The sequence below is a fragment of the Mangrovimicrobium sediminis genome, assembly GCF_004745945.1.
GTDB classification, from domain to species: domain Bacteria; phylum Pseudomonadota; class Gammaproteobacteria; order Pseudomonadales; family Halieaceae; genus Mangrovimicrobium; species Mangrovimicrobium sediminis.
The window spans coordinates 261,472-287,010 of record NZ_SRLE01000007.1 but is presented as its reverse complement, the minus strand read 5'-3'; the positions used below and the strand labels follow the sequence as shown (position 1 = coordinate 287,010).

The following is a 25,539-nucleotide window of genomic DNA, read 5'->3' as shown; positions in this document are numbered from 1 at the left end:
CACCTCCCGGCGACATGTGCTACGCGCGCAGCAACGCCTTGGCCAGGCGTGCAGACAACTGGTCCTCGGTGAACTGCGGCTCGTTCGGCGGGTACAGGCTGTCCTCGTCGAAGTCGAAGCCGTGATCACGCGCCAGGGTGAACATTTCCTTGAGTTTTTCGCAGGACTTGAGCTGGGCACCCAGCGCCGGGTCGGCCTTGGCCTTGGCGGAAAATGCGGAGATATTCTGTATAGACATTGGTGTTTCCTGTTTGGAAAGTTGTTGTTAGTCCCGCTACGCCAGCCGGAGAATATTTCCCCAACCCCGCTGCGGGTGTTCATAACTGCAACGGCCAGCGCCGGCGCAATCAATTCACATAGGCAATTTCCGCGACACAGGCGTTCTCCCGCACGCTGTGCAGGGCGTTGTCAAAACGCATCTCATTGTCGAACAACTCGCTCTTGGCGACGATCGCCCCGTGGCTGTCCTTGATCAGGAAAAAGAATTCACCCTGCGGAGTTTTTGCCTTGGCGATGTTCTGGCTCATCAGCGAGCCCACCCGCACATCCTGGATGGCGCTCTCGGCAAACTCGCGGTTTTCGAACTCGGGGCTTACCAGCAGCATCTCGCCGTTGGCGTCGAGCAGCTGGAACTGGAAGAAACCCTCTTCGACGGGGGCAACCCGGAATACGGCGGACATGGCTGGTCTCCTCGGCCGATACCTCGACCTGGCAATGTTCGCCACATGGATTGCAAATTGCAGGCCAGCGGGAATCCCGCCAAATTCAAGGCTTGGCGACAAGCTTCGCGACATTTTGTTGTACGAAATCCAACAAGCGCAGCGGGATTGTCGGAAATTCGCCGCCGCCTGGCTGCCCCACGCGGACGGGTTCGACGATGAACAGGCCGGAACATCCGGCACGGCCACAGGAGTACACGGATGGACGATAAATACAGCTACGACGACTACTACCTCAGCTACAGCGGGGCCCGGTTACCCTTGAACATGGTCAACCGCCTGACCGCGGAAGACATCCACAACCGCAACACGTTTTTTGGCGTCAATCGCGACGAGGACGGACGCATAGTGCTGATTCACAAGCGTGTTTACGGCGCCATCGAGCTCTCGCACAGCTACAGCTACGACGCCGCGGGCAGGCTCGCGGGGGCGGAAATCATCGGTGCCGACGAGGATGGCCGCAGGCTCGAATTCGGCAGCGACGGCAGCATCATCAGCGACGAGGAGTTCGAGCCGGACGGTTAGCGAGGCGTAGCCCCACCCTGCCCGGAACGCGCCCGTGGCAGGCTGCGAGCGAAGCGCGTGAAGATTTTGCGCGGATGTTGCACAGATTTTGCAACAGCCCTCATCGGACGATTGAACAACCACCGGAGGACGCCGCCAATGGGGCTGGAATTCAATATTGCGAAAGATACCGCCTGTATCTGCGCCACGATCACTGAACTGGCCGCGCTGGACGCCATTATTTTCGAGGAAATCGGCGCCGAGGATTTTCACCGCGACTACGACAGCCTGCTGCAGGATATTCTAAACACTTACCGCGTGGTCGTGGACACCCTGCAACCGCTGGCCCAGCTGACCACCGCTGCCGCTTTCAGCGAACACTTCGACACGCTGAGCCAGGAGTACAGCCAGCACTACCAGCCGGCCCTCAGCAAGGCGCGTATCAACGCGGAATTCACCTACGAGAAATACCTGCAGTTTCGCAAGCGCCGCGAGGTCGGCACCGGCTACCCGCCGCTGCAGCGTGCCTTCGCCCGGCTGCACGAGTACATCGACAAGTGGATAGACAACGACATCTGGCTGGCGATGACCATCGACACCCTGTTCAAGCACACCTTTCGTTTTCTCGGTGAGGTCGCCGAGGTCAACAAGGGTGACCGCGACGCCGCCTTCCAGCTCTACGTGTCGTGCATGGGCGGCCTGCCGCCGCTGCTGGCGATCATCGGCGACGCTATCAACGCCCTGGAGCGGGACATGGCGATTGCCGCCAATACGGACACCACGGCAGTCGCCGGGCGCACTGCGCTGGCGGTCTGAACCTGCCAGCCAGGCTACGCCTCATGCAACAGAGCCCTTCACCAGGGGCACAACAAACACTGCAAATAGACAGGAGAAACAGCATGTTCGAACACACGCAACTGGACGGCGAAAAGCACCGGGTCCTGGCCACGCAAAGCGACTACCTGCAACCGGAAGTCCTGGAAATTCGCGAACCGAAAAACGGCCAGCCCGTCGACAAGGCCTGCCGCACCCAGTTTGGCGTGGTCGGTGAGGTGCTGGTGGAGCGCTACCTTCCCTCGGAAGCGACCGGCGAGGCCTGGCCCCACGACAGCGCCGGCAGCCCGTGGTGGAGCGTGGTCGGCCACCCGCCCCACGGCGGTATTGTCGCCGACTTCAACAAGTACATCGGCGGCGCCTATCACCGCCAGTTGGACCCGGCCAACAACATTGTGGCCTATGCCGAACAGGGCGAGGCCGTGGTGTTCGATGGCAGCGACTACGTGGTCACGCGCAAGAGCGATGAACAGGAATTACGCGGCCCGCAACTGATCGCGCTGCGCCAGCAGTACTACAACTGAGCTGCGCTGCTGCGGCGGATGCTGGAGCCGGGGTTCACTCGCTGCGGGCAAAGAACCGGCGGCGCGTGGAGCGCGGTGTGTTGCCGAAGTAGTCGCGCCACCAGTCGTCCGTGCGCAGCGGCCTGGGCGGGTCGTCCGGGTCGCGCCATTGCAGTGATTCGCGAAACGCGTGGTGGCTATACAGGCGCATGAATTCGCCCAGGTAAATATCGGCGACACGCGTGTTGCCGCGCACCACCAGCATGTTCTCGTCGTTCCTGCGCGTGGAGGCGTCGCTGAAATTTGCCGAGCCCCCCACCACGATGGGGTCGCTCCCCAGCGGGTCTACCAGCATGAACTTGTTGTGTACGAAGCGCACATGGGAGTTCAGGCCGCTCAGGGTCTCCTTGACCCAGCCGTCCACCTCGTTGGTGCGGATGAAATCCCCGATAGCGAATACATTCTCCGGCATGTTGCGCAGTTGCTGGATGCGTTGCTCTTCCGCGGTCTTCTCCGGCCCGGCTTTCATCGAGCGGGTTTTCTTCTCCAGCAGCGCCAGCCGGAACGGTGCCTCGCAATTGCGATAGACCTCCTTGAACACGTCGTTCATGCCGAAGGCGAAGGTCATGAACAGGCCTTCGCGCGCACCGCGCGCCAGCGTCGCATACCAGTCCAGGGCTGCGATGGAATTGCGCGGGCTGAACAACACGGTCGTGCCATTCGCCGGCTGCCCTGCCGGCAGCGGTGAAATCACCTCCACCGCGTCTTTCAGCGGTGAACTGGGTGGGTCTGCCTGCAGGGCCAGCCAGTAGTCCAGGAATTGCTGCGCAACCGCCGCCTCCTCCACCACGTGCGCAACGTTTGAGTGCCCGTAAATGCCGCCCTCGGAGAAGTTCGTGCCGCCGGTCCACACCGATACCGGCTGCCCGTCGCGCAACTTGACGATGAACTTGTTGTGGGAGATGTAGGACTTGGGCTGGGTGCGCTGGAACGCAACGCCTGCCGCATCGAGGCCGAAACGCTGCATCTCCCGCACGTTGTCTGTCTTCGGGTAGTCCTTGCGCGCATCGTAGACCACCTGGATGTCCACACCCCGCGCCAGCGTATCCTTGAGCAACTGCAGGAAGCGGTCGTAGTTGCACTCGTAGGCAGCGATACGCAGCGCATCGCGGCCGGACTCACAACCGCCAATATAGTCCTCCAGCGCTTCGTTGAGTCCGCGCGACAGCCACTCATACGCCTTGCGATTGGGCACCTCTTCCGGACGCCGGTCACCAAAACGTCGCGTGTAAGCCTGGGAGGCCGCCACACCCCGGTTGAAGTAGACATCGTGGTCACCGCTTTCAGGTGACTCAGTCTCGATATCCAGTTGCAGCACCCGGAACGGCAGCAGGGCCTGGGGCGTCCCCTTGTTGGCGATCACCGTGTAGGTGTAGCGGTGGCCGGGCTTGGCCGAATAGTCCGCCCACTGGAAGCTCTGGATCGGATGGTCGCGAGTCGAGTACAGGGAACCGGCGGGAAACCCGGGGTCGGTGGCGGTGAAGACCTTCATCGCCTCGAGGTACCAGGCCTCGTTCTCCGTGTGATCGGTGCGGTGAATGGAAAACCCGAGCAAGCCGTCGCAGTCGCACTCCGGCAGGTCAAAGCCGAGCATGACCACGTAGGTGCCCGCCACCGCGTGTACCTTGAAGCCGTCCGAGATTCCGGTTACCCGCATGCGTCCGCCCTCCCTGCTGACACCGATAAAACCGCCTGACCGTCTCTGTATAGACCACGCGGTGGGATAGGGCCATGTCCCCCCGAACGAACACCCACTGGAGCAGGGTCGCCAGCTGGCTGGCGGGCAGGCTAAGTGAGGCTAGTCTTCCAGGTGGTAGAGGCTGTAAGCGAAATACGGCCGGCAGGGCTTCAAGCTACCGGGCAGTGAATCGCTGCGCAGAAGCCGCGCTTGTCGGCGGGGGATACGATAACCGACTTGCCATTCATGTAGCTGATTTCAAGGCGGTCCAGTGACAGGGCAGGACTGGAGACCGGATTGTGTGTTTCTCGTACTGCCTCGATCGAGCCCAGCGGCACCCGCCACCGGAACGGGCCACAACGAACGGCCAGCGTGTCATCATCGACAACATACCGGGTAGACAGGAGCATCCACAGCGGCAGCCCGACACCGAACAACAGCAGGCCCAGGGCCGCCGGATAGGCACCCGCGGCGAACAGCTGGGTGCACATCCACAGGCAGAACAGCTCGGCCCCGACGATAATCGCGACCAGCCACGTATCGACTCTCGACTGAAATACCTTCATCACTCGACTACCTCCCCGATGCGTAGGCGCGACTGCAACTGCGGCGGGACTGCCTGGCAGTGACCTGCCCGGTCGCGCAGTCACTATCGTAAAACCTAAGTATCCGGGATGAAAGGGGGCAGAAGGACAGGGAGCCGCGACCAGCACTGCTCCGCATCGCCGGCAGGCCGATCAGTCCACGATCTTGCCACGCAGGGCCTTGATCGCACCGCGCCGGGTCTTGCTGTCCATGCGCCTGGCCTTGGCCGCGCGGCTCGGGCGCGTCGCCTGTCGCGCCTTTTGCGTCACGCCCGCAGCGCGCACAATCTCCGCCAGGCGTGACAGGGCATCTTCCCGGTTCTTTTCCTGGGTGCGAAAGCGCTGCGCCTTGATCACCAGCACGCCCTCCTTGGTCATGCGCTGGTCACGGCTGGCCAGCAGACGCTCCTTATAGAAGTCGGGCAGGGACGAGGCGCCCACGTCGAAGCGCAGGTGAATCGCCGAGGAGACCTTGTTGACGTTCTGGCCGCCAGCGCCCTGGGCGCGGATGGCGCTCAATTCGATCTCGTCCTCGGGGATGACGACGCGGGTCGATATCTGCAGGTCGGGCATGGGTTCACTGTGCGCTTTGCAAGACGGAAATATAACAGCGATTGCTGCCTGTGCCGGTGTCATAGACGCCGCTCTGCGGGGAAGTGTTTCACGAACCATAAGACGAGGTAAACCGCACCCTGCCCTCGCGGCGCCGAAGGCAGAGAACACGGTCGCCAACTTTAGGCTGGAGAACAGCTGTTCACTACGGGTTTTCACGGGTGAGAACCGGGTCACAGAACTCCGGATCCAACCGCTGTTTTCCACGCTATTTGCTTGTGAGCTGAATAGCGGGTGACTAGTCTGTGCGGGCCTAAACCCAGACACGGGCCGCTGTCGCCCGCCAATTGGACTCCAGGAGTCGACGATGAAACCGATTCACAACCCGCTGGCGCGCTCCGCCGCTGCCCTCGGCCTGGCCGCCGCGGCCACCGCCGCGCCCCTCGCAAGTGCCGATGGCTATGTGCGGATGGATATTCCCGCCCGCCAGTCGCTGCTGACGGAACAGCTGGGCCTGATTGCAGAACAGACGCGCCTGCCGATGGTCACCGCCGCGCAATTGCCGGAGGGTGTGCGCGCTCGTCTTGGCCAGGGCAATGGCGAGGTCGCCTCGCTTGCATTCGGCACCGGCGGTATCCCGTTCACCACGCGCAAGGCATCGACGGAAACCGGCTCCCATAAAACCATTCGTTTCATGCCCTACGCGCCCACCGGCAAATTGTGGATGCAGTTCGGCGTGTCCTACTTCGTTTGCACGGCATCGATCATCGACAAGGGCTTGCTGGTCACCGCCGCACACTGCATTACCGATTTCGGTGAGGGCAATTCCCCGGATGCCGTCTGGTTCGAGCCCAACCGGCATAAAGGCGCGACCTTCTACGGCACCTTCACGGTTTCCGCCATCTTCGTACCACCGACCTACCTCGACGGGACCGATGTTTGTAATCCCGGTGCCGTGGGCATCGTATGCGAGAACGACCTGGCTGTGCTGGTCACCGACAGCAATGGCGGCGAAGTCGCCGACGTGGTGGGCGGCTACTATGGCACCGCAGTGAACAACTACAGCTACGTCTCCAACTTCCCGGCTACCGGCCGCACAGCAACCCAGATCACCCAGCTCGGCTACCCGGTATCGCTGCACGCCGGCAAGCAGATGATTCGCACGGATTCCCTCGGTGAGCAGGACGACTACAACAACGTGATCATCGGCACCGACCAGACCGGCGGCTCCAGCGGCGGCCCCTGGCTGGCCAACTTCGGCTCATCCATTACCAACCGGGACGCGACCGAGAACCCCGAGCCCAGCGACAACCAGGACAACGTCGTGATAGGCACGACCAGCTGGGGCTATCTGGATGGCTCTATCAAGATCGGCGGTGCGTCGCGCTTCGGCAACAACACTGCCTACCCGACCACCACCAACATCGACAGCCTGCACAATGGCGCCTGCTCAGAATTCCCGAGCAAATGCTACTGAGTAAGGGCTACTGAAACGCGCGCCGACCGGCGCGCGATTCCCCCCACGGGCAGCTTGCCTGCCCGCCTACTTCACCAGTTCGTAGAGCACCCCGGCTTCGGCGCGCAACACTTCGCGCAGCCGCGGCGCATGGCGTTCGCGTGCGGCGACCATCTGCCGTTCGAGTGCCTCGATGCCGGGCGATTCCCGGTCCGGGCTGGTCAGCTGCAAGAGATACCCCACCCCGCGATTGCGCGGCCGGGTAAGCACGTCGATATCCCCGATCACAGCGGGTACGGGCAACAGGTGGTACTTGGCGCGCAGCGCCGGGTAATCCTCGCGGTTGCGCGCCAGCACCAGCACCCGGGCCCGCTCGGGCGGCTGCCCGGCCAGGGCCTGGCGTACCTGCCCTGCCAGTGCGTAGATCTGTGCATCGTTGGAGACGGGCAGGAAATCCCTGCCCGCGCTGGCGCGTCGCGCCTCGATGGCGCGGCCGTCGAGGTACAGCAGGTTGGCGCTCCAGCGCAGGTCCAATACCAGCCAGGCGCCCAGCGCGCTGAGCGCCATAGCGCCTACCAGTCTCCCCGAACGCGCCCCGGGCTGGGTTCCCCCACGGCTGGCGAGACCCACACCGAGGTACAGCACCAGGGTTACCAGCAACCACAGGGCAACCACCGCCGGTAGCGCGGGAAACGTACTCTTGCCGGCAGGCACCACACCATTGATGGAACTTGCGCTCCAGCTGTCGAAGGCGAGCCAGTGCGCCGCCGCGTTGCGCAGGTAGCTGCCTGTGGAGGCGGTGTTCAGGGTGAGGCCGCCCACGCTGCTGGGCCGACTCGGGTCCTCGAACAACACGATACCGAGCTCGACGATATTGCCCTTCCAGCCTTTGAGTTGGTGCAGGGCCAGCACGTTGGCCCCGGTGCCGTGCAGCGCCGCGGTGTAGGTCTTGCCCGGGTCGCGCGTAGTGCGCCAGAACAGTTGCGGGTTGGTGTAGATGCTCGCCTGCACGTCGTAGCGCAGGTAGGCATAGCGCGCGCTATCCAGGTGGATGCCGCTGCGACTGAGCACCGCGGCGCCGGCGTCGAAACCGTTTATCCCCAGTCGATCACCCTGCACCTGTCCGCTACCGACCACGACCCGCCACTGTGCCGGCGCCACCGTATGCTCGCGGCCGGCGTCAGCGGGGTCAGCCGCCCGCGGCGCCTGCCACCACAGGCCCGCGGCCACTACCACCGCTGCAACCAGCGGCGGCAACCACACTGCCAGGCGAGCGGCCAGGCCCAGCCAGGCAACCGCATCCGGACCCGTTGGCGGCACCGGCCGCAGGCTGGCGAACAACGCCACGCAGGCGAAGACCAGCACCGGCGACATCTGCAGTGGTAACCGGTTGGCGGCGGTCAGGCTGCTCGCCCATACGGCCTGCTCGGTGCCGGCGAAGATCAGCGCCTGGCTGGCGATAAACAGGAGCAGGAACAAAAGCAGCGGCCGGCGCAGGGCGCCGCCACGCGCGCCCAGCAACAGTCCAGCGGCCAGCAGCAGGAACACCCACAACAGGTGCCAGCTGCCGCCGAGCAGGAAGCCGCGCAGGTAGGCGGGCAAGGGGTTGTGCAGTTCCAGGCGGTGGGCGCCCATGCCGGGAAGCACCAGTTCTCCGGCAAGGTAGCCGGTACCGCCGAGCAGGGGCAGCTCGACATAGGTGTAACCCGTCAGCCAGGCGGTGAGCACCGCCAGCAATGCCACACCTGCCAGCGCCATGCTCCAGCGCAGCGGCAGGCGACAGGCGAGTACCAGGAGCAATGCCAGCAGGGTCCACATCAGCCCCTCCACCTTGGCCGCCGCGCTGATACCCAGCATGAGCGCGCCCAGCAGCAGCTGCGCCCTGCCCGCCCCCGCCAGGGCGCGCACCAGCGCGACAAAGCCCAGGCCGGCGAACCCTGCCATCCAGATATCCGCATACCCGGCCAGGGAGAGGTGGGTGTCCACCAGCGGCAGCGACAACCACAGGTAGGCCGCGCTCACGGCGAGCAACGGCGACAGGCCCCGCTCCCTGCACTGGCCGTAGAGGCCGAGCGCGACAGCCACGCCGCAACCAAAATACGGCAGGTGTACCAGCGTGTCCGACCACAGCCCGAGGTTGTAGGCACTCCAGAAAGGAATAGCGGAGACCAGCGGCGGGTAGGCGAATGCCTCGATGCTGTAATCCGCACCGGACACCCCGGACAACCACTGCGCCCGCGACACCATGGGCGCCAGGTTGCCACTGAAAAACCAGGCCTTGGCGCGGTAGAACCAGGCCAGCCAGGCATCCCAGGGGTAGGTCGGCAATTGCAGCTGCTCCACCAGCGCGAAGCCCAGGTGCAGCAGGCACAGCAAGAGCAGCGCCGCGAACAACAATCGTTGGCCCCGGCTCGCCACCGCCTGTGGCGGGTGATGCGACGGCGGCGTGCGCGGCGCGCGCTGCGCCAGCCACAGGGCAATCACTGCGATCACCGCCAGCGACAGGTGAACGGGCCAGCGCAGGAGCTGCTCCGTGAACATACCCACGAGATAGAGCACGGCCACCAGCAGCGCATTGCCGAGAAAGAACCCGTAGCCGACGGTGAGGGAAAGCGGCGCCCGCTGCCCCCCACCGACGCAATGCACCAGGCAACGCAGTACGGCAAAGCCCGCAGCCCAGGGCAGCAGCAGGGCCATTGCGAAGGCGAACACACTCACGATGGCGAGCTGCCTGGCATTTTAGTCGGTGGACTGCCCGGTCGCGGCGGTGGTGGCGGCGACCTGCTCGCGCAATTGTCGCAGCTCGACCTCGAGGATACCGACCTGCTGGATCAGGCGCTCGTTGCGCTGCTTCAGCGAGGAGTGCTCGAGATCCAGCAGCAGCAACTTGATCACCACCAGGCCGATGGCTGCGGCGAAGGCGAGCACCGGCGGGTAGGCCACGCCGAGCAGGCTCGCCAGCTGGTCGACAATACCCGGCGCAAAGCCGAGCAGCGCGAAGCCCAGGGCGATCACGAACCAGAACACGCCGTGGTGCGCATGCAGCTTGTCGCGGCGCAGAAACAGCAACATGACCAGCGAAATGGCAACGCCCATTATCCCGGTAATTACTGGAATCATGTCAGCTATCCCCCTTGCGTCGCGCGCCCTGGCGCGAATCCTGCGGCGTAATTTTCTGCAGCGGGCGCTTGCTCAGCCCCAGCAGCAACGTCTGTAACATGTACAACATGACCGTGAACCACGAGCTGAACACCCGCGAGGCGCCGTTGTGGCGCTCGCGCATGGTGACCGGTACATCGACCACGCGCAGGCCGCGCGACTGCAGCAACAGCAACACGCCCACGTCCGGGTAGGCCAGCAGGGTCGCCTCCTCGCTGGCCAGGCACTCCACCGCGGCGCGGCCATAGGCACGAAAGCCGGAGGTAATGTCGTCCAGGCGCAGGCTCGAGGTCCAGCGCAGCAATACCCAGGCAAACTTGCGCAGCGCCGAGCCGCGCTCGGTGAATGCGCCGATGGCGACATCCGCCTCGCCCTCGGCCAGCGGGCGCACCACGGCGGCGATATCCGAGGCCAGGTGCTGGCCGTCCGCGTCCATGCTCAGGACCACGTCGTAACCGCGCTGACTGGCGTAGCGCAGCCCGGTCTGGGTGGCACCCCAGGGCCCCAGTTGCACCGGCAGCGTGATCACTTCCGCGCCGGCGGAACGGGCCTGGGCCACGGTGTCGTCGGTGCTGTGGTCGCTGACCACCAGTACCGGAAAGCCGCTGGCGAGGATGATCGAGCGCACTACCTCGGCGATGCTGTCCTCCTCGTTGAACGCAGGGATCACGACCAGTCCCGCGACACCCGCGAGGGCATCCGCTGTTGCAGTGTCCTGCAGGGCCGTCACGCGGCGACCTCCAGGACCTGGCGGTAGACGTCGCCGACGCCGCGCATACAGGCGTCGATGGCAAAGCGCTCCTCGAAACGGGCACAGCCCGTCGCACCCAGGCGCTGGCGCAGCGCTGTGTCGCCGGCGAGCCTGCGGATTGCAGCGCTCCAGGCGGGTACGTCGCCTGGCGGTACCTTGAGTCCGTTCACGCCCTCCTCGACCACCCAGCCCACACCGGAGCCGGGAATCTCGGAGGCAATCAGCGGACGTGCGAATGACATCGCCTCCAGCAGCACCAGGCCAAAGGCCTCGGAGCGCTCGGTGGAGGCCAGGCACAGGCAGTCGCAGGCCTGGTATTCCCGCGCCAGTGCGGCGTCGTCGAGACCACCGAGAAACGCAACGCGCCCGGCAAGACCCAGCTCGTCGGCCAGGTGCCGCAGGCGCTCGCCGTCCTCGCCCACACCGACGATACGCAGCCGCGCCTCGGGCACAGCGGCCACCGCACGCAGCAGCACATCGAGGCCCTTGTAGTAGGTCAGGCGGCCGACGGCGAGCAGGCGTATCTCGCCCGGTACGTTATCGGCAGGCAGCGCTGTCGGCGCGGCGGCGTGCAGGGTTTGCGCATCCAGGCCCAGCGGCACGACCACGCACCTGTCGTGAAATTCGCGCAGTGCCGGGCTGGATTCCAGGTACGGTGGCGAGGTGACAATAATGGCACGCGTACGCCGCAATAGAGCCGACTGCAGCGGTCGGTAGAGCCAGCGGTAAACACCGCGCAACAACGTGCCGGCGCGCTCGTCGATGGCATCCGCGTGCCAGTGCGCCACCCAGGGCACGCGACGTGCCGCGGGTGAGAGCAACAACCAGAACGCCGAGGGAGCGGGCAGGTGCACATGCACGATGCCTGGCTGGAACTGCCGCAACAGACGCCGCAACTGCAGCGGGAAAGCGGGGCTGATCGGCGTGAACAGCAACCGCCCCCAGATCGCCGCGCGGGTCAGTTGCAGGTCACCGTCCGCGGTGTGCCGGGTCTCGCTGCTGCTGCGCAACCCGGGTCGCCAGGCGTGCACCAGCGCGGCGACCTCGAGCCCCGCGCGCAGCGAGGCGTGCAACAGGTCGCGCAGGAAGGTTTCCATACCGCCCGGGTCCGGCGGGTAGTACTTGCCGAGGTGGAGTACCCTCACCCGCCGGCGCTATCCGTGCCGGCGGCATTCTTCTGGGCCTGGCGGTGCTGCTTGAGCTGCTCGACCTGCTCCGGCATCAGGACCTCGCGCAGGGCCTTGGTGTCGCCACCCTCGGCGAGAATTGCGTTCATCTCGGCCACCTGGGCCTCGTCCAGGTCGAGGAAGGCCTGCCATTTCTCTACCTGGGTCTGGCGCTGCTTGGAAGCGCGCTCCTTGTCATGCTTGCGCTCGCGGGTCGCCGAGTGGGCCTGCCAGGCGGCGACCTGTTCCTCGCTCAGCACGGTCATCAGTTCCTTCTTGCTCGCGCCCGCTGCCATCAGGTCTGCGAGTTGGACTTTCTGAGCCTCGCTCAGCTGCACCACTTCATCCATGCGCTGCAGGCGCCGCTGCTCCTTGGAGCGGCGATCCTTGGTCGGTTGCGCCGCACTTTTCGGCGGATAGCCGGCGGGGGCGGCATTCGCAGGCCCGCTATCAACCAGCGCCGGGGAGGTGCTGGCCGGCGCGGCGCCCGGGTCCGCACTGGGTGCGGCGCTCTTGTTGTCGTCCTGCCCGCAGGCGGCCAGGGATACCAGCAGCGCGATCGATAGGGCTCTGAATGTCACGATAAGACTCCTCTTTTATGTCCGGGCGATAGCGTGTTAGAACGCGCCAATCTGTAGCGCGCCGAGTTGCAACGCGCGGAATGACAGCGCGCCGAATGACATCGCACACAGCAAGGCTGCGGCGCGGGCACCGCGTCAGCGGTGCACATGGTGATACAGTTCAATGGTTTGGTCCACACATTGTTGCCAGGTAAAACCGGCGGCCCTGGCCAGCCCCGACGCGACGCACTCCGCGCGCCAGCTGGCGTCCTCCGCAGCGCGCTGCAGCGCTTCGCGCAATGCGTCCACGTCCCCCGGCTGCAGCAGCAGGCTGGCCTCGCAGGCCACCTCCGGCAGGGAGGAGACATCGCTGGTGATGACCGGGATGCCGCTGGCCTGCGCCTCCAGCACCGGCAGGCCGAAGCCCTCGTAGTGACTGGGGTACACGAAGCACATGGCCCCGCTGTACAGGGCCATCAGTTCGGCCTCCGGCAGGTAACCGAGGCGCCGCACCTGCCCGCTGCCCTCTTCCGCGGCCAGGCGCGCCAACAGTGCCTCGCTGTGCCAGCCGACGCCGCCGCCCAACATCAGCGGGAAGCGCTGGCGCAGCGCCGACGGCAGCGCCAGGTAGGCGTCGAGCAGCCCCTCGATATTCTTGCGCGGCTCCAGGGTCGCCACACACAGGAAATAGCTGCCGTAATCCAGGCCGTGGCGCGCCAGCACCGCTTCGACTTCCTGTGCCGCTCGCGGCCGGAAGTCCGGGTCCACGCCCAGCGGGATCACCACGGTCTTCTCCGCTGACACCCCGTATTCGCGCAGGACGTCGGCACGGGTCGCGGCGGACACACAGATAATGCGGTCGGCGGCCTGTAGCGACTCCGGCACCATGCTGTTCATCCAGCGCACCCTGGCCGCCGGGTGGTACTCGGGAAACAGGCGGTAGGACAGGTCGTGCACGGTGACCACGGACGGGCCCGGATGCCTCGGCAGGTGGAAGTTGGGCGAATGGAACAGGTAGTCGCCGTAACCGCGCAGCAAGCGCGCGCTGAGCAACTTGACGTAGTGCTGGTAGAGCGTCGTCACCAGCGGCGACTGGGCAGCACGCCTGCGCAGCGCCGAGCCCTGCGCGGGCGCCTCGCCCGGTGGGGCGTCCAGCCGCGCGAGTTTTTCCTCGAGCGAGTGCACCCGTCCCAGGTCGTAGCCGAGCAGCGCTTCGATGCGCGGTGCGGCCAGCAGACCACGCGCGATCTCCAGCGCGTAGCGGCCGATGCCGGTCAGCGGCTGTTGCAGGCTGTCGCTGCCGAGAATGACTTTCACGATGTGCAGGCCAACGCGCTGCGGCCGCCGTTACAGCGGGTAACCGTGGCGCTCGACGTCCAGGCCCAGTTCGTCGCGCAGCCAACGGTTGCCCTCGCAGGTGCTGTCGATGACACGCTGGCGCACCTCGTCGGTGAGCGCGATCTTGACCCCGGGGGAATCCGGCTGGGCGCGGGAGATCTTGCGCATCTGCCGGCGACGCTCGGCGTCCGGGGAAAAGCGCCAGCGGGTGCGCGCCACCAGGCTGCTGTCCACCTCTCGGATATGGTCGTACTCGGCCTGGGTCAGGCGCGGGTTGGCGTGCGCACCGGCCACCAGCTCCAGGGTTTTCTCGCCGTCGATGCCGATGAATTCCGAAATACCCCGGTAGTAGGCATCGGCGTCCGCGATCATGTCCTCGAACAGGAACACGCCGACGTTTTCCCGCCCCAGCACGTCCACCGCCACCTTGATGTTGTCCGCCGCAGACAACCACAGCGACATGTCGCCATGCTTGGTGTAACGTCGCTTCAACCAGGTTTCAAAGGGTACCCAGGGCCGGCCGTGAAAATACGCGTCGCGGTTCTTCTTCAGGAACTGGCCCTGCACGTTCTGCAGGTACTGCGAGGTCACCCAGTTGACCGGATTGCGCAGGCACTTCAACAGGCGGTATTCCGGGTAGATCTGCTGCACCCGTTCGAGCAGGGAGCGAAAACGGCGTTCACGGATGCCGCCCAGCCCCTCCCAGGAGGCGATCACCACCTGCTCTTCCCCGGCCGGATCGATGGCCAGTTCCTTGAAGCGTGCGGCCAGTGCGGCGTAGTCCGTATTGCCCTTGGGCGACCACAGGACCGGCTTGAGCACATCGTAGATCTCCTGCGATCGCGTGCCCTTGGTGACGCCGTTCTTGGTGCTCTTGCCCAGGTAAAAGACGTCCGGGTGCTGACGGAACACCGCTTCCTGCAAGGTGGAGGTGGCGGTTTTCGGCATGCCCGTGTGCAGAACCAGTCGTTTCATGTCCCCATATACCCTTTATTTTCAAGATCGAGCCCGAAGGTCTCCTGTAACCAGAGATTGCCCTCGCGTGTCCGCTCGCAGATTTCCCGCTGCAGGCGCGGCGATATGCCCGGCCGTGCCTTCGCCGCCGCTGTCTTCGGCGTGCCCTTGCGCGTCAGGTCCAGCATCTGCTTGCGCTGTGAGCGCTGCGCAAAACGGTAGACCAGCGACTTCACCGGCGAACGCTTGATCGCCTGCAGCCGCTGCAGCTGGATTTCGCTCCAGCGCGTATTGTCTTCGTTCTCGGCCACCAGTTCGAGCGCCTGCGCCGTATCCACACCCATGAACTGGCAGATTTCTCCCCAGAAGGCCTCCGGGTCTTCCAACAGCTGCTCGAAAGTGGTCACGCAGACGTTGTCGACACCGAATGCCTCCGTGTAGCAGCGAATAGTGCGCGCGTAGTCGAGATGATCGTCGATATCGCCGTGGGCATCACGCTCCACCCAGTCATCGATCTCGCAATAAAATGCAGACTTGCCGCGGCGGTAGCGGGCACCGATGTTATCCCGCTTGAGCTGCTGCAGGTAGGCGGACTCCAGCAGTTTGACCGGCTGGCGGATGGTGACCAGGATGCGCGCCTCGCCGAACAACTGCTGCAGGTTTTTCACCCGCTGTGCGCGCATCGTATAGCTGTCCGTGCAATAGGACTCCCAGGACCATACCGGGAGTTTCGCCTCCGGGTTGTGCTCACGCAGGTAGTCGCGCATCCGATTACGACAGGCGTCCATGTCCGGTTCGAAGATATTGTCGTAGGCGATACGCGCCATGACCTCCAGCACCTCGGCGTCGCGGCAGGCGCGGTGCTGCCGGTGCTCGGCCCGGAACGAGCCACCGTCGAAACGGCCGAGGTAGTAGACCTCGCTGTGCAGGGCGAACAGGCGCCACTGCAAGGTCTTGGTCGCCGTTTTCGGCATGCCGATATGAATCAGCGGCGTACGCGCACTCACCGCCTGGGTGTCATTCATCGTCGCTGGTATCCCTGCCGCCCGTGAACAACTCGTCCGGAATATCCCCGCTCACCAGCAGGCAGTAAAAATTGGACAGGGGGTGTTGGAAACGACTGAACGACATGAATGTGCTCCCGATGGCACTGAGGGAACTGATGGCCTGGCGCAGCACCAGGAAATACAGGGCGACGTCCGAGATACTCGGCGCAAGGTTGCCGGTGTAGATGTACAGCATCGCGATAAACACAATGGCCACCGGATAGATGAAGCCGATGATCATGGCGCCGGCGCGCAACTTGACGCGCTGCGCCATGCGCGAGCGCAGCCACTGTTCGGTACTGCCGGCGTCCAGGGCGTGTTCGACCTCGACGGCAAAGGCGTCCGCATCCACCGCCGGGTCGAACAGGCTGTCGGTAATGCGACTGGCCTCCTCGCGCTGGTTCGCGGCCTGGTCACGGCGCTCGCGGGCGACACCGACCACCGACTCGAATGAGGCGGCCAGCAGGGAAAACGCGAGCAGCGCGACCAGCAACACCGCGAGGCTCAACAACGGGCTGAGGAACAGCAGGAAGGCGGACAGCACCACGGCCTGGATGACGTGAATTCCCATCAGCACGAAACTGCCGGAGGCGAACCCGCAGGCGAAGGGAATTTCCTTGAGCAGGGCGGACACCGCGTTGCGCTGTTCGCGGGAGCCGTAGTGGTCGTGGCTCTCGTCCAGCAGCACGTGGGTGCGCATGAGTGCAGACCGCGAGGCATAAAGACCAGCCTTGTAGGCGACATCATTGGCGCTGCGCACCAGCCGGTACTTCAGGCGCAGGCCGGCGCTGAGCAGACCGACACACAGCAGCGTCAGCCCCAGCGGCGAGTGCAGCACGCCTTCGAACCACAGCTGCCAGCCGTGCAACTGCAGTGGCTCATCCGTGAACAGGCGCACCAGGAAATAGATAAGGCCGAGGCCGGCGGCCTCGAGTGTCACCGCGAGGCCGGCCACGGCGAAAATGCCCGGCACATCGCCGCGGTAGGCGGGCAGGCAGCTGCGCGCGGCGGTAAACGCCGGCGTGATATAGGCGAGCAGTTTATGCGGCCCGAAATCAGGCATCGATGACCTGCTCGTACAGGGCCAGGGTTTCAATGGCCGCCCGCCGCCAGGAGAACTGGTTGGCCCGCTGTAGGGCGGCGCGGCTGAGGGTCTCGCGCAGGTGCGGTTCGTTGAGCAGGCGCGAGTACTGCTGGCGGATCGCGGCGATGTCGTAGGGGTCCGCAGGCAGGCCACCCTGGGCGACCACCTCGCGTATCGAGCTGTTGTCGCCGTAGACCACCGGCGTTCCGCAGCGCATGGCCTCCAGCGGCGGCAAGCCGAAACCCTCGTAGAGTGAGAGGTAACTCAGGCACAGGGCATCGGAGTACAGGTAGGCGAGGTCCTCGTCGTCGATAAAGCCGGTAAGGAAAATACGCCGCGGCTGCGACTTCGCCAGGGTGTATATCTCGCCCGCGTCCCAGCCGCGCTTGCCGGCGATCACCAGGTTTACCTTGCACTCGCGCTCGCGCTTGACCAGGTCGAGGAAGGCGCGAATGGTGTTGATCAGGTTCTTGCGCGGTTCCAGTGTCGACAGGCAGATGATATAGGGTGCGTCGAAATCGATTTCATACTTGCGGCGCACCCGGCGACAATCATCCTTGTTGACCTTGCGACTGAATTTGGCCGGGTCGGCGGCCTCGTAGACAACGTGTACTCGCGAGGGCGGCACGCTGGTGTGCTCGAGCACATCCTGGCGCGTGGCCTCGGACACGGCGATCAACTCGGCGCCGCTGTCCTGCGCGAAGGCCATACCTTCCTGCGCATTGCGCACATTCGCGCGCGTGTGCATGTCCGGAAAATGCAGGTGGGTGAGGTCGTGAATCGTGATCACCTTGCGCGCCGGCGAATCGGCAAACGCGCGGAAGTGTTGTTTCAGCGGAATGTGCACGATGTCGTGCTTCGCTGCAATGTCGTTGGTCTGCGCAGCTTCCGGCCCGGGTTCAGCAGCGGACTCCGACTCGTCAGCTGCACCCTGCCCGCTGTACCAGGCCTGCAAACGCAGTGCACTCCCCGTCGCCAGTGCGCCGGCGCGCAACAGGCCGGCTCGGAAAAACTCGTAGCTGTCGTGCAGCGCAGTGATGCCGTTGCGCTCCAGGTAGCGCACAAAGGAGCGCGGCACACTGGCCATGAGCGCTCGCTCCAGGCGCAGAAAAAGCCCGACACGAGGCGCCGTCGGGTAAAAATCCTTCGCGCTGCTCTCCTCCTGGTCCGGCTCCAGCACCTCCTGTTCCGCGCGGCGCCCGCGGCGGCGTTTCTCGCGATGCAGCCGGCGCTTGCGCGCGCGTTCCTCCGCCAGTCGAGCGAAGCTGTCGACGCGGAAATGCTCCAGCGGGGTGATGTTGCCATGGTGGTAGAGGTCGATTTTCCAGCGCGACAGCGGGTGGGTAACACCCGCGTACATGGCCTCGAGCAATTCCACCTGGTAGCGCTTGACGCCGTCGTTGTCGGCAGTGATCAGTTTTTCCGCTTCCATCAACACCCGGAACGGGCGCTCGGGCGCATCGCGCTCATGGCCGAGTTTCAGGCTGAGTTCGATATCCAGGTCCGGGTGCGGGCGGGCAATCGCGCCATCGCGGGTGTAGCCGAGGCGCTCCATGCTCTCGCCGTGGTAACTCCAGAACAGCTCCTGCAGTTCCGCGGGCATCTCGTCGCGCCAGGCACCGGCCTTACCGCGGCGGAAGAACTTTTCGGCGCGGCGGTGTTTTTCCTCTTCATCAAGGTCCTGGTGCTTGCCGGCGCCGTACTCCGGAACACCGAATTTCATCGACTCGAAGGTCGGCAGGCGCTCGACCCGCGGCGGCGGCAGGTCGATCAACTGGCCGATGCGCTGGCTCTGGCCGATCGGGTCGGCGACCAGGTCCTCGTAGCGGATCACCAGGTCCGCGCGTTCCACCCACTCCTCCACGTTCACCGACCAGCCGCCGAAGTGGCTGCCGCGGTCGGCGACGATCGCCTCGACCATGTTCTGGTAGAGGTCCGAGCCAGGGGCGATCAGGTTGGAGCGATGGTGGGCACTGGAGCAGATTGCGTCGCGCCCGTCGCGCACCAGGTAGACCACCGGGATGGCCGGGTCGAAGCCCGCGGCGTCCAGTTCCCCCGGGCGCAGGTGGGTTTTGACGAACGGGTAGGACTCGAAATCCTCGTCCAGGGCGTAGGAGATTTCCAGGTGGTAGGTGCTGGATGCGAGTCCGTAAACTTCAAACAACACATTGCGCAGGAAGGTGTTTCCCGAGCGCGGAAAAGACGCGATCCAGATCATAGGGGACTTCTGGTTATTTCTTGCTCAGTCCGGTGGAAGGGCTGGCGCCAATGATACAGCATTTGGCTCGCGGCATGGCCGCGAGCCCGCCAGAACCCCGAGTTTTTCTGTATCTTCCGCCGCTTCCCCCCTGGCAGAACATCGAACTGCAGGATAGCTGCACCATCGAATGCCGCACCGTTGCCGCCGTGCGCGGGCATTGCGCCCACAGTCATTTACCCTCCCCGGCGGCTGGTTTAGAGTCGGCCCAGTGGTAAACACGTGCTTACCAGCCGTGCAAACAATAAGACCCACAGGAGCAACACCATGCAACGAATCCCACTGCCCGGCGCCGGGCGCGCTGCGAGGCCCGCCGCATGAAAATCGGCACCTCCGCCAACTATCCCTGGTTCGGCCCTGCTTTCACCGACCTCGCCCGCCACACCGAAGCGGTGGGTTTCGAGTCGATGTGGACCGGCGAGCACATCATCATTCCGGCGCAAATCGCCGACGCCCAGCGCTACGGCGTACCATTGCCGGACAACTACCGCCACATGACCGACCCCTTCGTGTCCATGGCCGCGGCGGCAACGGTGACCAGCACGCTGGTGTTCGGCATGGACATCTGCCTGATCAGCCAGCGCAACCCGCTGATCCTGGCCAAGGAAGTGGCCACCCTGGACCGTATCGCCGGCGGCCGCTTCGTGTTCGGCGTCGGCCACGGCTGGATCGAGGAGGAGTCGGAGATCATGGGCGCCCCGTTCCGCCAGCGGGTCAAGATCGCCACGGAAACGGTGCAGGCGCTGAAGGCCCTGTGGACCGAGGACACGCCCTCCTTCGACGGCGAGTACATCCAGTTCCCGCCGGTGTACAGCAACCCGAAACCGCTGCAACAGCCGCACCCGCCGGTGCTGCTCGGCTCGGGCAACGACAAGACCGACAACACGCGTGCGCTGCGCCGGGTCGCCGCCATCGCCGACGGCTGGCTGCCCTCCATGCTGAGCCCGCAACAGGCGCGCGAGCAGATTGCGCAGTTGCGTGAGTTCTGTGACGAGGCCGGGCGCGATTTCGACAGCATGGACATCACCCTGCTGGTACCCGCGGCCTACATGAATATCGGCGAGCGACCGCCCTGGGCCCTTGAGGTGGAACTGGGTGACGCCAGCGAACTGCTGCCGCAGTACGCGCAGGCCGGTGTCGGGCGCCTGATCGTCGGCCTCGACGATATGACCGACGAGGCGGCCTTCGGCCGTATCGAGGACGCGGCGCGGGCACTGGGCCTGCACTGAGCAAGCCTCCTTGCACTTGCGCCGGGCGGTCCGGAACTGCGTGGCGCCGGGCGGCCTAGACCTGCTTGGCGCTGGGCTGGCGCCGGAACTGCGAAAAATAGGCGAACTCCCAGGCGCGCATCGCCACCAGGATGCTGCAGCCGAAGCGCTGCTCCAGCGGCAGTTCGATATCCGCCTGGTGCTGCTCGTTGAATTCCGCCAGCAATTTCTCCATGCGCCGCTGCAGCGTATCCATGGCAGCGCGCGAGAGCATGCCGCTCTGGAACAACAGCTTTTCACCGCTGCCGGTGAAGTTGGAATCGAGGAAGGCCGGCTGCACCTCGCGGCGGAAGAAACGCTGGATGGGGCCGTCCGGAATCCAGCGGAAATCCTCGTCGACTACCAGGCGGAAGCGGTTGTTGGGCAGCAGGTCGATGATCTTCAGGCGGTCCAGGCGCGCCAGTAACTGGATGCACTCGTGTTCGCCTATCGTGTAGGTGGCGACGATTTCGTCGAAGCTCAGGCGGTTGAGCACGCAGATAGCCACCAGCAGCAGCTTGGGGTGGGCCGCCACCTCGCGCTCCTGCTCGCGGCTGAGCATGGCGATGCGCTTGCGTTCCTCGCCCATCTTGCGCACCAGGGTAGTGATGTCCAGGCCGACCAGCGCGCACAATTGCTCGAGCCGCTCCAGCGACAGGTGCTGGTCCGAGAACAGGCGCTTGATGCTGCTCTCGGACAGACCGAGCTGCGCTCCCGCCATCGCGTAGGTGATCCCGGCGGCCTTCATCTCGCGCTTGAGCGTCTCCAACAACGCGGCAACCTGACTCATACGCCCTCCTGAAGTATCAATATTTAATACCTGAGGCGCCATTCTATGCCACTTTAGGGATTAATGGTGCAAATAACAGACCTCTGCGGCCTACTTGCTCCGCGGCCGCCATTGCGGCGGCCAAGCGTCAAGCGGACCACAAGAGGGAACAACCATGACGGCCAAACGATGCAAGCAACTGGAATACACCGCCGCCGGACTGCTGGCGGCAGCCCTGATCGCCCCCGCCAGCCAGGCGGCGGGCCTGATGACACCCGCCGGCGGCAGCCTGCCGGAACTGCAGTTGCGCGACCACCATGTCGCGGTGGTGATCGAGGACGGCTACGCCATCACCACCGTCGACCAGGTGTTCTTCAACCCCCACGACCAGGCGCTCGAGGCGGTGTATTCCTTCCCGGTGCCCGAAGAGGCGGCAGTCGGTGAATTCACCTACTGGATCGACGGCAAACCGGTGGTCGGTGAGGTGCTGGAAAAGGCCCGCGCCCGCGAGGTGTACGAACAGGAAAAAGCCCAGGGCCGGGAGACCGCGCTAACCGAGCAGGATGAGTACCGCAGCTTCGACAGCCGCGTGTACCCGGTTCGGGCCAACGACGAGGTGCATATCCAACTGGTCTACATCCAGCCCACCCATGTCGATCTCGGCATCGGGCGCTACGTCTACCCGCTGGAGGAAGGCGGCGTCGACGAGCAGAAGATGGCGTTCTGGACCTACAACGACACGGTCGAGGAAAACTTCAGTTTCGACCTGCGCATGCGCTCCTCCTACCCCGTCGACACCTTCCGGTTGCCGCAACACCCGCAGGCGCTGGTAACCCGGACCGACGCCAATCACTGGCAGGTGGCCATGGACAATGGCGGAACGCCAGGTATCGCCGCCGCAGGGGCAAACGGCGCGCTCGCGGACGATGACATCACTGCCGGCGCAAGCGCGGTACCGCAAACCGCCGGCACGGCATCGCATACACCCTACCGCCTGGACCAGGACATCGTCGTCTACTGGCGTCACCAGCAGGGCCTGCCCGGCAGCGTCGACATGGTCACCCACCGCGCGCCGGACAGTAAACGCGGCAGCTTCATGCTCACGGTCACGCCCGGCGACGACCTCGGCCCGGTGACCGGCGGGCGCGACTGGGTGTTTGTGCTCGACTACTCCGGCTCGATGCAGGGCAAGTACCAGAGCCTGATCGAGGGCGTCTCCCAGGGCCTGCACAAACTCAACCCGCAGGACCGTTTTCGCATCGTGCTGTTCAACAACGGGACCCGCGCCCTCACCCGCAACTACGTGCCGGTGACCGCGGCCAACATCGAGCGCTACATCCGCGAACTGGAGTCGATCAGCCCGAGCGGCGGGACCAACCTCTACGCCGGCCTGGAAACCGGCTACCGCGGCCTCGACGCGGACCGGCCCAGCGCCATCATCCTGGTCACCGACGGCGTGGCCAATGTCGGCACCACGGAGAAAAAAGCGTTCCTGGAGCTACTGCAGAAGCACGACGTGCGCCTGTTCAGCTTCGTCATGGGCAACAGCGCCAACCGGCCTTTGCTCGAAGGCATGGCGGAAGTCTCCCACGGCTTCGCCATGAATATTTCCAATGCCGACGACATCGCCGGCCGCCTGCTGCAGACCGCGGAGAAACTCACCCACGAGGCCTACCGCGATATCAGCATCGACATCGACGGGGTCAAGGTCGCCGACCTTACGCCAGCGCATATCGGCTCCCTGTATCGCGGACAACAGCTGGTGGTGTTCGGCCACTACTGGGGTGAGGGCGAAGCCAGTGCGAAGATCAGCGGCAAGGTCTCCGGGCGCGAGGTGGAGTACCGCACGCCGCTGTCCTTCCCGGCACAGGACACGCTTAACCCCGAACTGGAGCGGCTGTGGGCCTTCGCCAGTATCGAGGCCCTGGACCGTCGCATCGACTACCTCGGAGAGGACAGCGACAGCCGCCAGGCGATCGTCGACCTCGCCCTGGAATACGGCCTGGTGACTGACTACACCTCGATGGTCGTGGTGCGCGATGAGGTGTTCGCCGAGCACGGCATCGACCGCGACAACGCGGCACGGGTCGCCACCGAGCAGGCGGCCCGCGCAGCCCGCGAGGCGGCGCCGGTGCGCGATCACCGCCAGGATGGCGGCGCGCCCGCCTTCAATGCACCGCGCGCAACGCCCGGTGGTGGCGGTAGCGGCGGCGGCGCTGTCGGTCCCTGGGGTCTGCTGCTGTTGCTGCCCCTGCTGTTCAAGCGTCGTACGCGACGGGCCCAGTAACCCACCGGCACAGGGGTGTCCCTCGGGACACCCTTTTTTCCGCAGGACGAGACCATGCGTCAACTACCGCTGCTCACCCTCGCGCTGGCCGCCCTCAGCGGCCTCGCCGCCTTGCTGCCAGGCGAATGGATCGCTGCCGGCTACTTCGACCGCAGCGCACTCGCTGCCGGCTCACCCATCGGCTTGGTCACCGGCCACTGGCTGCACGCCGACTTCGCACACCTGGGCTGGAACCTGCTGGCGTTTACGGTGCTCGGCGCCATCATCGAAGCGCACTCGCGGCGCCTGCTGCTGCTCAGCCTGCTCGCCGGCACGCTGGTCGTGGACCTGCTGCTGCTCTCGCACTGGTGTGACCTGCAGCGCTACTGCGGCCTCTCGGGTGTACTCAACAGCCTGCTGGCGGTGGCCCTGTTCCTGCGTTGGCGCGAGACCCGCGCCGCCTGGCTGCCGCTGCTGGCCGTGGCCTGCGCATTGAAAATTGTCATCGAGATGAATTCCGGGCACTCTCTGCTCACACATATTAGCTGGCCGCCCTACGCCCCGGCCCACCTGGCGGGCGCCCTGGGCGGACTGGCTGTGATCGGCAGCCTGTTGCGCAACAGTGATAAGCGCAGCGGTGACTGCCCGGGGGGATGGAGAACAACACTATGAGCATCTGGTCACAGGCGAGCCAACTCGCCGCGCAGACACCGGAGAACCGCAACCGCTACGTCGACTTCCTGCGCGCGCTGTCGATCATGTTCGTGATCAGCGGGCACTGGCTGATTACCACCGGCCACTACCTGCCGGCGAGCGGCGACATCCAGCCGATACTCGCGCTGGAAGTCATGCCCTGGACCCAGTGGCTGACCTGGGGCTTCCAGGTCATGCCGATCTTCTTCATCGTCGGCGGCTACTCCAACGCCATTTCCCTGGAGAGCGCGCAACGCAAGCAACTCAGCTACGCCCAGTGGCTGGCGACACGCCTGCACCGCCTGCTCACGCCGCTGTTACTGCTGGTGCTGTTCTGGGTCCTGCTATCCTTCGGCCTCGGTATGAGCAGCGCGAAACCCGAGACCATCCGCTTTCTCTCGCGCGCCGCGCTGGTGCCCACCTGGTTCCTCGCCATCTACACCATGATCGTGTTGCTCGCACCCGCGGCCCACCGCCTGTGGCGGCGCTGGGGCATGCCCTCACTGTTCGGGTTTATCGCACTGGCCGCACTCACCGACATCGCCTTCTTCGTGCTGGACTGGCGCTGGGCGGGATGGACCAATTACTTCTGGGTGTGGCTGGCCATGCACCACCTGGGTTTTGCCTGGCGCGACGGCCGCCTTGGTGGCACCCTCGCCATGCTCGGCCTGGCAGCGCTGGGCCTGGCCGCGTTGGTCGCTTTAATCTTCATCGGCCCCTACCCGCTGGCGATGGCCGGCTCCCCCGGCGAGGCGGTGAGCAATACCCTGCCGCCCAAGGTGACCCTGGTCGCGCTGGGACTGTTCCAGTTCGGCCTGCTGATGGCCATAGAAAAGCCGCTGCAGCGCTGGCTCTCGCGCCTGCGCGTGTGGACCGCCTGCGTGCTGGTAAACAGCATGATCATGACCATCTACCTGTGGCACATGACGGTGTTGCTGGTGGTGCTCGCCGCCGGCTGGTTCCTCGACGGCTTCGGTTTTCACACCGCGCCCGGCGGCGCCGACTGGTGGGCAACAAGGCCAGTATGGCTGGCGCTGCTCACCGTGCTGCTGGTGCCGCTGGCGCTGTTGCTGTCGCCCCTGGAGCGGGTATCGCGGCCGGCGGACGCGCCGCTGCCCGCCGCCTGGCGCCTGGTGGGTGGCGCGATCCTCGCCGGTGCGGGTATCACGCTGGCCACGCTGCTCGGCTTCGATGGCGCCGTGGCCTCGCTGAAGACCACGGGGACGATTGCGCTGATTCTCGGTGGGGGATGGCTCGCGGGGCTGGCGCCGCCGCTGCCGAAGCGCGGCTGAGGCGCGGCTGAGGCGCGCAAGCCTTACTTTCCTTGCTCAGCTCGCCTCGACCTGGACGGGACCGGCT

General features: G+C 65.1%; 24 protein-coding genes. 8 read left to right on the top strand and 16 right to left on the bottom strand.

Translation table 11 applies throughout. From position 1 onward, the window contains the following. Positions 1-19 precede the first annotated feature (19 nt). Positions 20-238 (bottom strand): Nif11-like leader peptide family natural product precursor, encoded by a 219-nt coding sequence (locus E4634_RS10835; RefSeq protein WP_135443752.1) that lies wholly within the window; start codon positions 236-238, stop codon positions 20-22. 109 nt (positions 239-347) lie between these two features. Beyond that, positions 348-680 carry a DUF1508 domain-containing protein gene (locus tag E4634_RS10830; RefSeq protein WP_135443750.1) on the bottom strand — a complete coding sequence of 111 codons (333 nt, stop codon included), beginning with the start codon at positions 678-680 and terminating at the stop codon, positions 348-350. 240 nt (positions 681-920) lie between these two features. Here E4634_RS10830 and E4634_RS10825 point away from each other — a divergent pair, with 240 nt between their 5' ends. The 3 genes from E4634_RS10825 (at position 921) to E4634_RS10815 (ending at position 2,581) form a co-directional block, all read left to right on the top strand. Then, complete coding sequence (locus tag E4634_RS10825) at positions 921-1,244, top strand: DUF6156 family protein (RefSeq protein ID WP_135443748.1); 324 nt, start codon at positions 921-923, stop codon at positions 1,242-1,244. Positions 1,245-1,382: 138 nt separating this feature from the next. Beyond that, on the top strand, positions 1,383-2,039 hold the full coding sequence (locus tag E4634_RS10820) for a hypothetical protein (RefSeq protein WP_135443746.1): 657 nt from the start codon (positions 1,383-1,385) through the stop codon (positions 2,037-2,039). Positions 2,040-2,122: 83 nt separating this feature from the next. Further along, positions 2,123-2,581, top strand: a complete 459-nt coding sequence (locus E4634_RS10815) for a hypothetical protein (RefSeq protein ID WP_135443744.1) — start codon at positions 2,123-2,125, stop codon at positions 2,579-2,581. A gap of 34 nt (positions 2,582-2,615) precedes the next feature. Here the strand turns inward: E4634_RS10815 and E4634_RS10810 are convergent, their stop codons facing one another. From E4634_RS10810 to arfB, 3 genes are all read right to left on the bottom strand, one after another. Beyond that, positions 2,616-4,277 (bottom strand): phospholipase D-like domain-containing protein, encoded by a 1,662-nt coding sequence (locus E4634_RS10810; RefSeq protein ID WP_135443742.1) that lies wholly within the window; start codon positions 4,275-4,277, stop codon positions 2,616-2,618. A gap of 191 nt (positions 4,278-4,468) precedes the next feature. Beyond that, on the bottom strand, positions 4,469-4,864 hold the full coding sequence (locus E4634_RS10805; RefSeq protein ID WP_240725161.1) for a PH domain-containing protein: 396 nt from the start codon (positions 4,862-4,864) through the stop codon (positions 4,469-4,471). Between the two features lie 171 nt (positions 4,865-5,035). Further along, positions 5,036-5,455, bottom strand: coding sequence for an alternative ribosome rescue aminoacyl-tRNA hydrolase ArfB (gene arfB, locus E4634_RS10800; RefSeq protein WP_135443738.1), 420 nt, complete (start codon positions 5,453-5,455; stop codon positions 5,036-5,038). 346 nt (positions 5,456-5,801) lie between these two features. On the opposite strand from arfB, the gene E4634_RS10795 reads away from it, so the two are divergent. Continuing rightward, positions 5,802-6,911 (top strand): trypsin-like serine peptidase, encoded by a 1,110-nt coding sequence (locus E4634_RS10795; protein ID WP_135443736.1) that lies wholly within the window; start codon positions 5,802-5,804, stop codon positions 6,909-6,911. 66 nt (positions 6,912-6,977) lie between these two features. Here E4634_RS10795 and E4634_RS21465 read toward each other — a convergent pair whose 3' ends face one another. The 10 genes from E4634_RS21465 to E4634_RS10750 all read right to left on the bottom strand — a co-directional run bounded on the left by E4634_RS21465 (position 6,978) and on the right by E4634_RS10750 (position 19,166). Next, entirely contained in the window at positions 6,978-9,608 is a 2,631-nt protein-coding gene (locus E4634_RS21465; RefSeq protein ID WP_167854856.1) for a hypothetical protein, read from the bottom strand. 21 nt (positions 9,609-9,629) lie between these two features. Then, the gene (locus E4634_RS10790; RefSeq protein WP_135443734.1) at positions 9,630-10,010 is read right to left on the bottom strand and encodes a DUF2304 domain-containing protein; all 381 of its coding nucleotides are present in this window, start codon (positions 10,008-10,010) and stop codon (positions 9,630-9,632) included. Between the two features lies 1 nt (position 10,011). Next, positions 10,012-10,779 (bottom strand): glycosyltransferase family 2 protein, encoded by a 768-nt coding sequence (locus E4634_RS10785; protein ID WP_206046857.1) that lies wholly within the window; start codon positions 10,777-10,779, stop codon positions 10,012-10,014. Then, positions 10,776-11,945 carry a glycosyltransferase gene (locus E4634_RS10780; RefSeq protein ID WP_135443732.1) on the bottom strand — a complete coding sequence of 390 codons (1,170 nt, stop codon included), beginning with the start codon at positions 11,943-11,945 and terminating at the stop codon, positions 10,776-10,778. The genes E4634_RS10785 and E4634_RS10780 overlap by 4 nt, the downstream gene beginning before the upstream one ends. After that, positions 11,942-12,547 (bottom strand): hypothetical protein, encoded by a 606-nt coding sequence (locus tag E4634_RS10775; protein ID WP_135443731.1) that lies wholly within the window; start codon positions 12,545-12,547, stop codon positions 11,942-11,944. Before E4634_RS10775 ends, E4634_RS10780 begins: the two co-directional genes overlap by 4 nt. Positions 12,548-12,682: 135 nt before the next feature. Next, a complete protein-coding gene (locus E4634_RS10770; protein WP_135443729.1) occupies positions 12,683-13,843 on the bottom strand; it encodes a glycosyltransferase family 4 protein in 1,161 nt (386 codons plus the stop codon). Between the two features lie 30 nt (positions 13,844-13,873). Then, complete coding sequence (locus tag E4634_RS10765) at positions 13,874-14,839, bottom strand: hypothetical protein (protein WP_135443727.1); 966 nt, start codon at positions 14,837-14,839, stop codon at positions 13,874-13,876. Continuing rightward, positions 14,836-15,843 carry a sulfotransferase gene (locus E4634_RS10760; RefSeq protein ID WP_135443725.1) on the bottom strand — a complete coding sequence of 336 codons (1,008 nt, stop codon included), beginning with the start codon at positions 15,841-15,843 and terminating at the stop codon, positions 14,836-14,838. Before E4634_RS10760 ends, E4634_RS10765 begins: the two co-directional genes overlap by 4 nt. Then, complete coding sequence (locus tag E4634_RS10755; protein WP_135443723.1) at positions 15,836-16,927, bottom strand: hypothetical protein; 1,092 nt, start codon at positions 16,925-16,927, stop codon at positions 15,836-15,838. The genes E4634_RS10760 and E4634_RS10755 overlap by 8 nt, the downstream gene beginning before the upstream one ends. Next, the gene (locus tag E4634_RS10750; RefSeq protein WP_135443721.1) at positions 16,920-19,166 is read right to left on the bottom strand and encodes a glycosyltransferase; all 2,247 of its coding nucleotides are present in this window, start codon (positions 19,164-19,166) and stop codon (positions 16,920-16,922) included. The genes E4634_RS10755 and E4634_RS10750 overlap by 8 nt, the downstream gene beginning before the upstream one ends. A gap of 356 nt (positions 19,167-19,522) precedes the next feature. Here E4634_RS10750 and E4634_RS10745 point away from each other — a divergent pair, with 356 nt between their 5' ends. Then, a complete protein-coding gene (locus tag E4634_RS10745) occupies positions 19,523-20,434 on the top strand; it encodes an LLM class F420-dependent oxidoreductase (protein WP_135443719.1) in 912 nt (303 codons plus the stop codon). A 55-nt stretch (positions 20,435-20,489) separates the two neighbouring features. On the opposite strand, the gene E4634_RS10740 is transcribed toward E4634_RS10745, so the two are convergent. Further along, positions 20,490-21,242 (bottom strand): helix-turn-helix domain-containing protein, encoded by a 753-nt coding sequence (locus tag E4634_RS10740; protein WP_167854855.1) that lies wholly within the window; start codon positions 21,240-21,242, stop codon positions 20,490-20,492. Positions 21,243-21,396: 154 nt separating this feature from the next. Here E4634_RS10740 and E4634_RS10735 point away from each other — a divergent pair, with 154 nt between their 5' ends. The 3 genes from E4634_RS10735 to E4634_RS10725 are packed head-to-tail and all read left to right on the top strand — an operon-like array spanning position 21,397 to position 25,472. Beyond that, the gene (locus E4634_RS10735) at positions 21,397-23,508 is read left to right on the top strand and encodes a VIT and vWA domain-containing protein (protein WP_135443715.1); all 2,112 of its coding nucleotides are present in this window, start codon (positions 21,397-21,399) and stop codon (positions 23,506-23,508) included. A gap of 54 nt (positions 23,509-23,562) precedes the next feature. Next, a complete protein-coding gene (gene rrtA / locus E4634_RS10730) occupies positions 23,563-24,159 on the top strand; it encodes a rhombosortase (RefSeq protein WP_135443714.1) in 597 nt (198 codons plus the stop codon). Then, a complete protein-coding gene (locus tag E4634_RS10725; RefSeq protein ID WP_167854854.1) occupies positions 24,156-25,472 on the top strand; it encodes an acyltransferase family protein in 1,317 nt (438 codons plus the stop codon). The genes rrtA and E4634_RS10725 overlap by 4 nt, the downstream gene beginning before the upstream one ends. The last annotated feature ends 67 nt before the right edge of the window (positions 25,473-25,539 follow it).

Excerpts from the sequence above, each read along its gene's own strand:
- E4634_RS10835 (WP_135443752.1), bottom strand. The coding sequence starts at position 238 with ATGTCTATACAGAATATCTCCGCATTTTCCGCCAAGGCCAAGGCCGAC.
- E4634_RS10830 (WP_135443750.1), bottom strand. The coding sequence starts at position 680 with ATGTCCGCCGTATTCCGGGTTGCCCCCGTCGAAGAGGGTTTCTTCCAG.
- E4634_RS10825 (WP_135443748.1), top strand. The coding sequence starts at position 921 with ATGGACGATAAATACAGCTACGACGACTACTACCTCAGCTACAGCGGG.
- E4634_RS10820 (WP_135443746.1), top strand. The coding sequence starts at position 1,383 with ATGGGGCTGGAATTCAATATTGCGAAAGATACCGCCTGTATCTGCGCC.
- E4634_RS10815 (WP_135443744.1), top strand. The coding sequence starts at position 2,123 with ATGTTCGAACACACGCAACTGGACGGCGAAAAGCACCGGGTCCTGGCC.
- E4634_RS10810 (WP_135443742.1), bottom strand. The coding sequence starts at position 4,277 with ATGCGGGTAACCGGAATCTCGGACGGCTTCAAGGTACACGCGGTGGCG.
- E4634_RS10805 (WP_240725161.1), bottom strand. The coding sequence starts at position 4,864 with ATGAAGGTATTTCAGTCGAGAGTCGATACGTGGCTGGTCGCGATTATC.
- arfB (WP_135443738.1), bottom strand. The coding sequence starts at position 5,455 with ATGCCCGACCTGCAGATATCGACCCGCGTCGTCATCCCCGAGGACGAG.
- E4634_RS10795 (WP_135443736.1), top strand. The coding sequence starts at position 5,802 with ATGAAACCGATTCACAACCCGCTGGCGCGCTCCGCCGCTGCCCTCGGC.
- E4634_RS10790 (WP_135443734.1), bottom strand. The coding sequence starts at position 10,010 with ATGATTCCAGTAATTACCGGGATAATGGGCGTTGCCATTTCGCTGGTC.
- E4634_RS10765 (WP_135443727.1), bottom strand. The coding sequence starts at position 14,839 with ATGAAACGACTGGTTCTGCACACGGGCATGCCGAAAACCGCCACCTCC.
- E4634_RS10760 (WP_135443725.1), bottom strand. The coding sequence starts at position 15,843 with ATGAATGACACCCAGGCGGTGAGTGCGCGTACGCCGCTGATTCATATC.
- E4634_RS10755 (WP_135443723.1), bottom strand. The coding sequence starts at position 16,927 with ATGCCTGATTTCGGGCCGCATAAACTGCTCGCCTATATCACGCCGGCG.
- E4634_RS10750 (WP_135443721.1), bottom strand. The coding sequence starts at position 19,166 with ATGATCTGGATCGCGTCTTTTCCGCGCTCGGGAAACACCTTCCTGCGC.
- E4634_RS10745 (WP_135443719.1), top strand. The coding sequence starts at position 19,523 with ATGAAAATCGGCACCTCCGCCAACTATCCCTGGTTCGGCCCTGCTTTC.
- E4634_RS10740 (WP_167854855.1), bottom strand. The coding sequence starts at position 21,242 with ATGAGTCAGGTTGCCGCGTTGTTGGAGACGCTCAAGCGCGAGATGAAG.
- E4634_RS10735 (WP_135443715.1), top strand. The coding sequence starts at position 21,397 with ATGACGGCCAAACGATGCAAGCAACTGGAATACACCGCCGCCGGACTG.
- rrtA (WP_135443714.1), top strand. The coding sequence starts at position 23,563 with ATGCGTCAACTACCGCTGCTCACCCTCGCGCTGGCCGCCCTCAGCGGC.
- E4634_RS10725 (WP_167854854.1), top strand. The coding sequence starts at position 24,156 with ATGAGCATCTGGTCACAGGCGAGCCAACTCGCCGCGCAGACACCGGAG.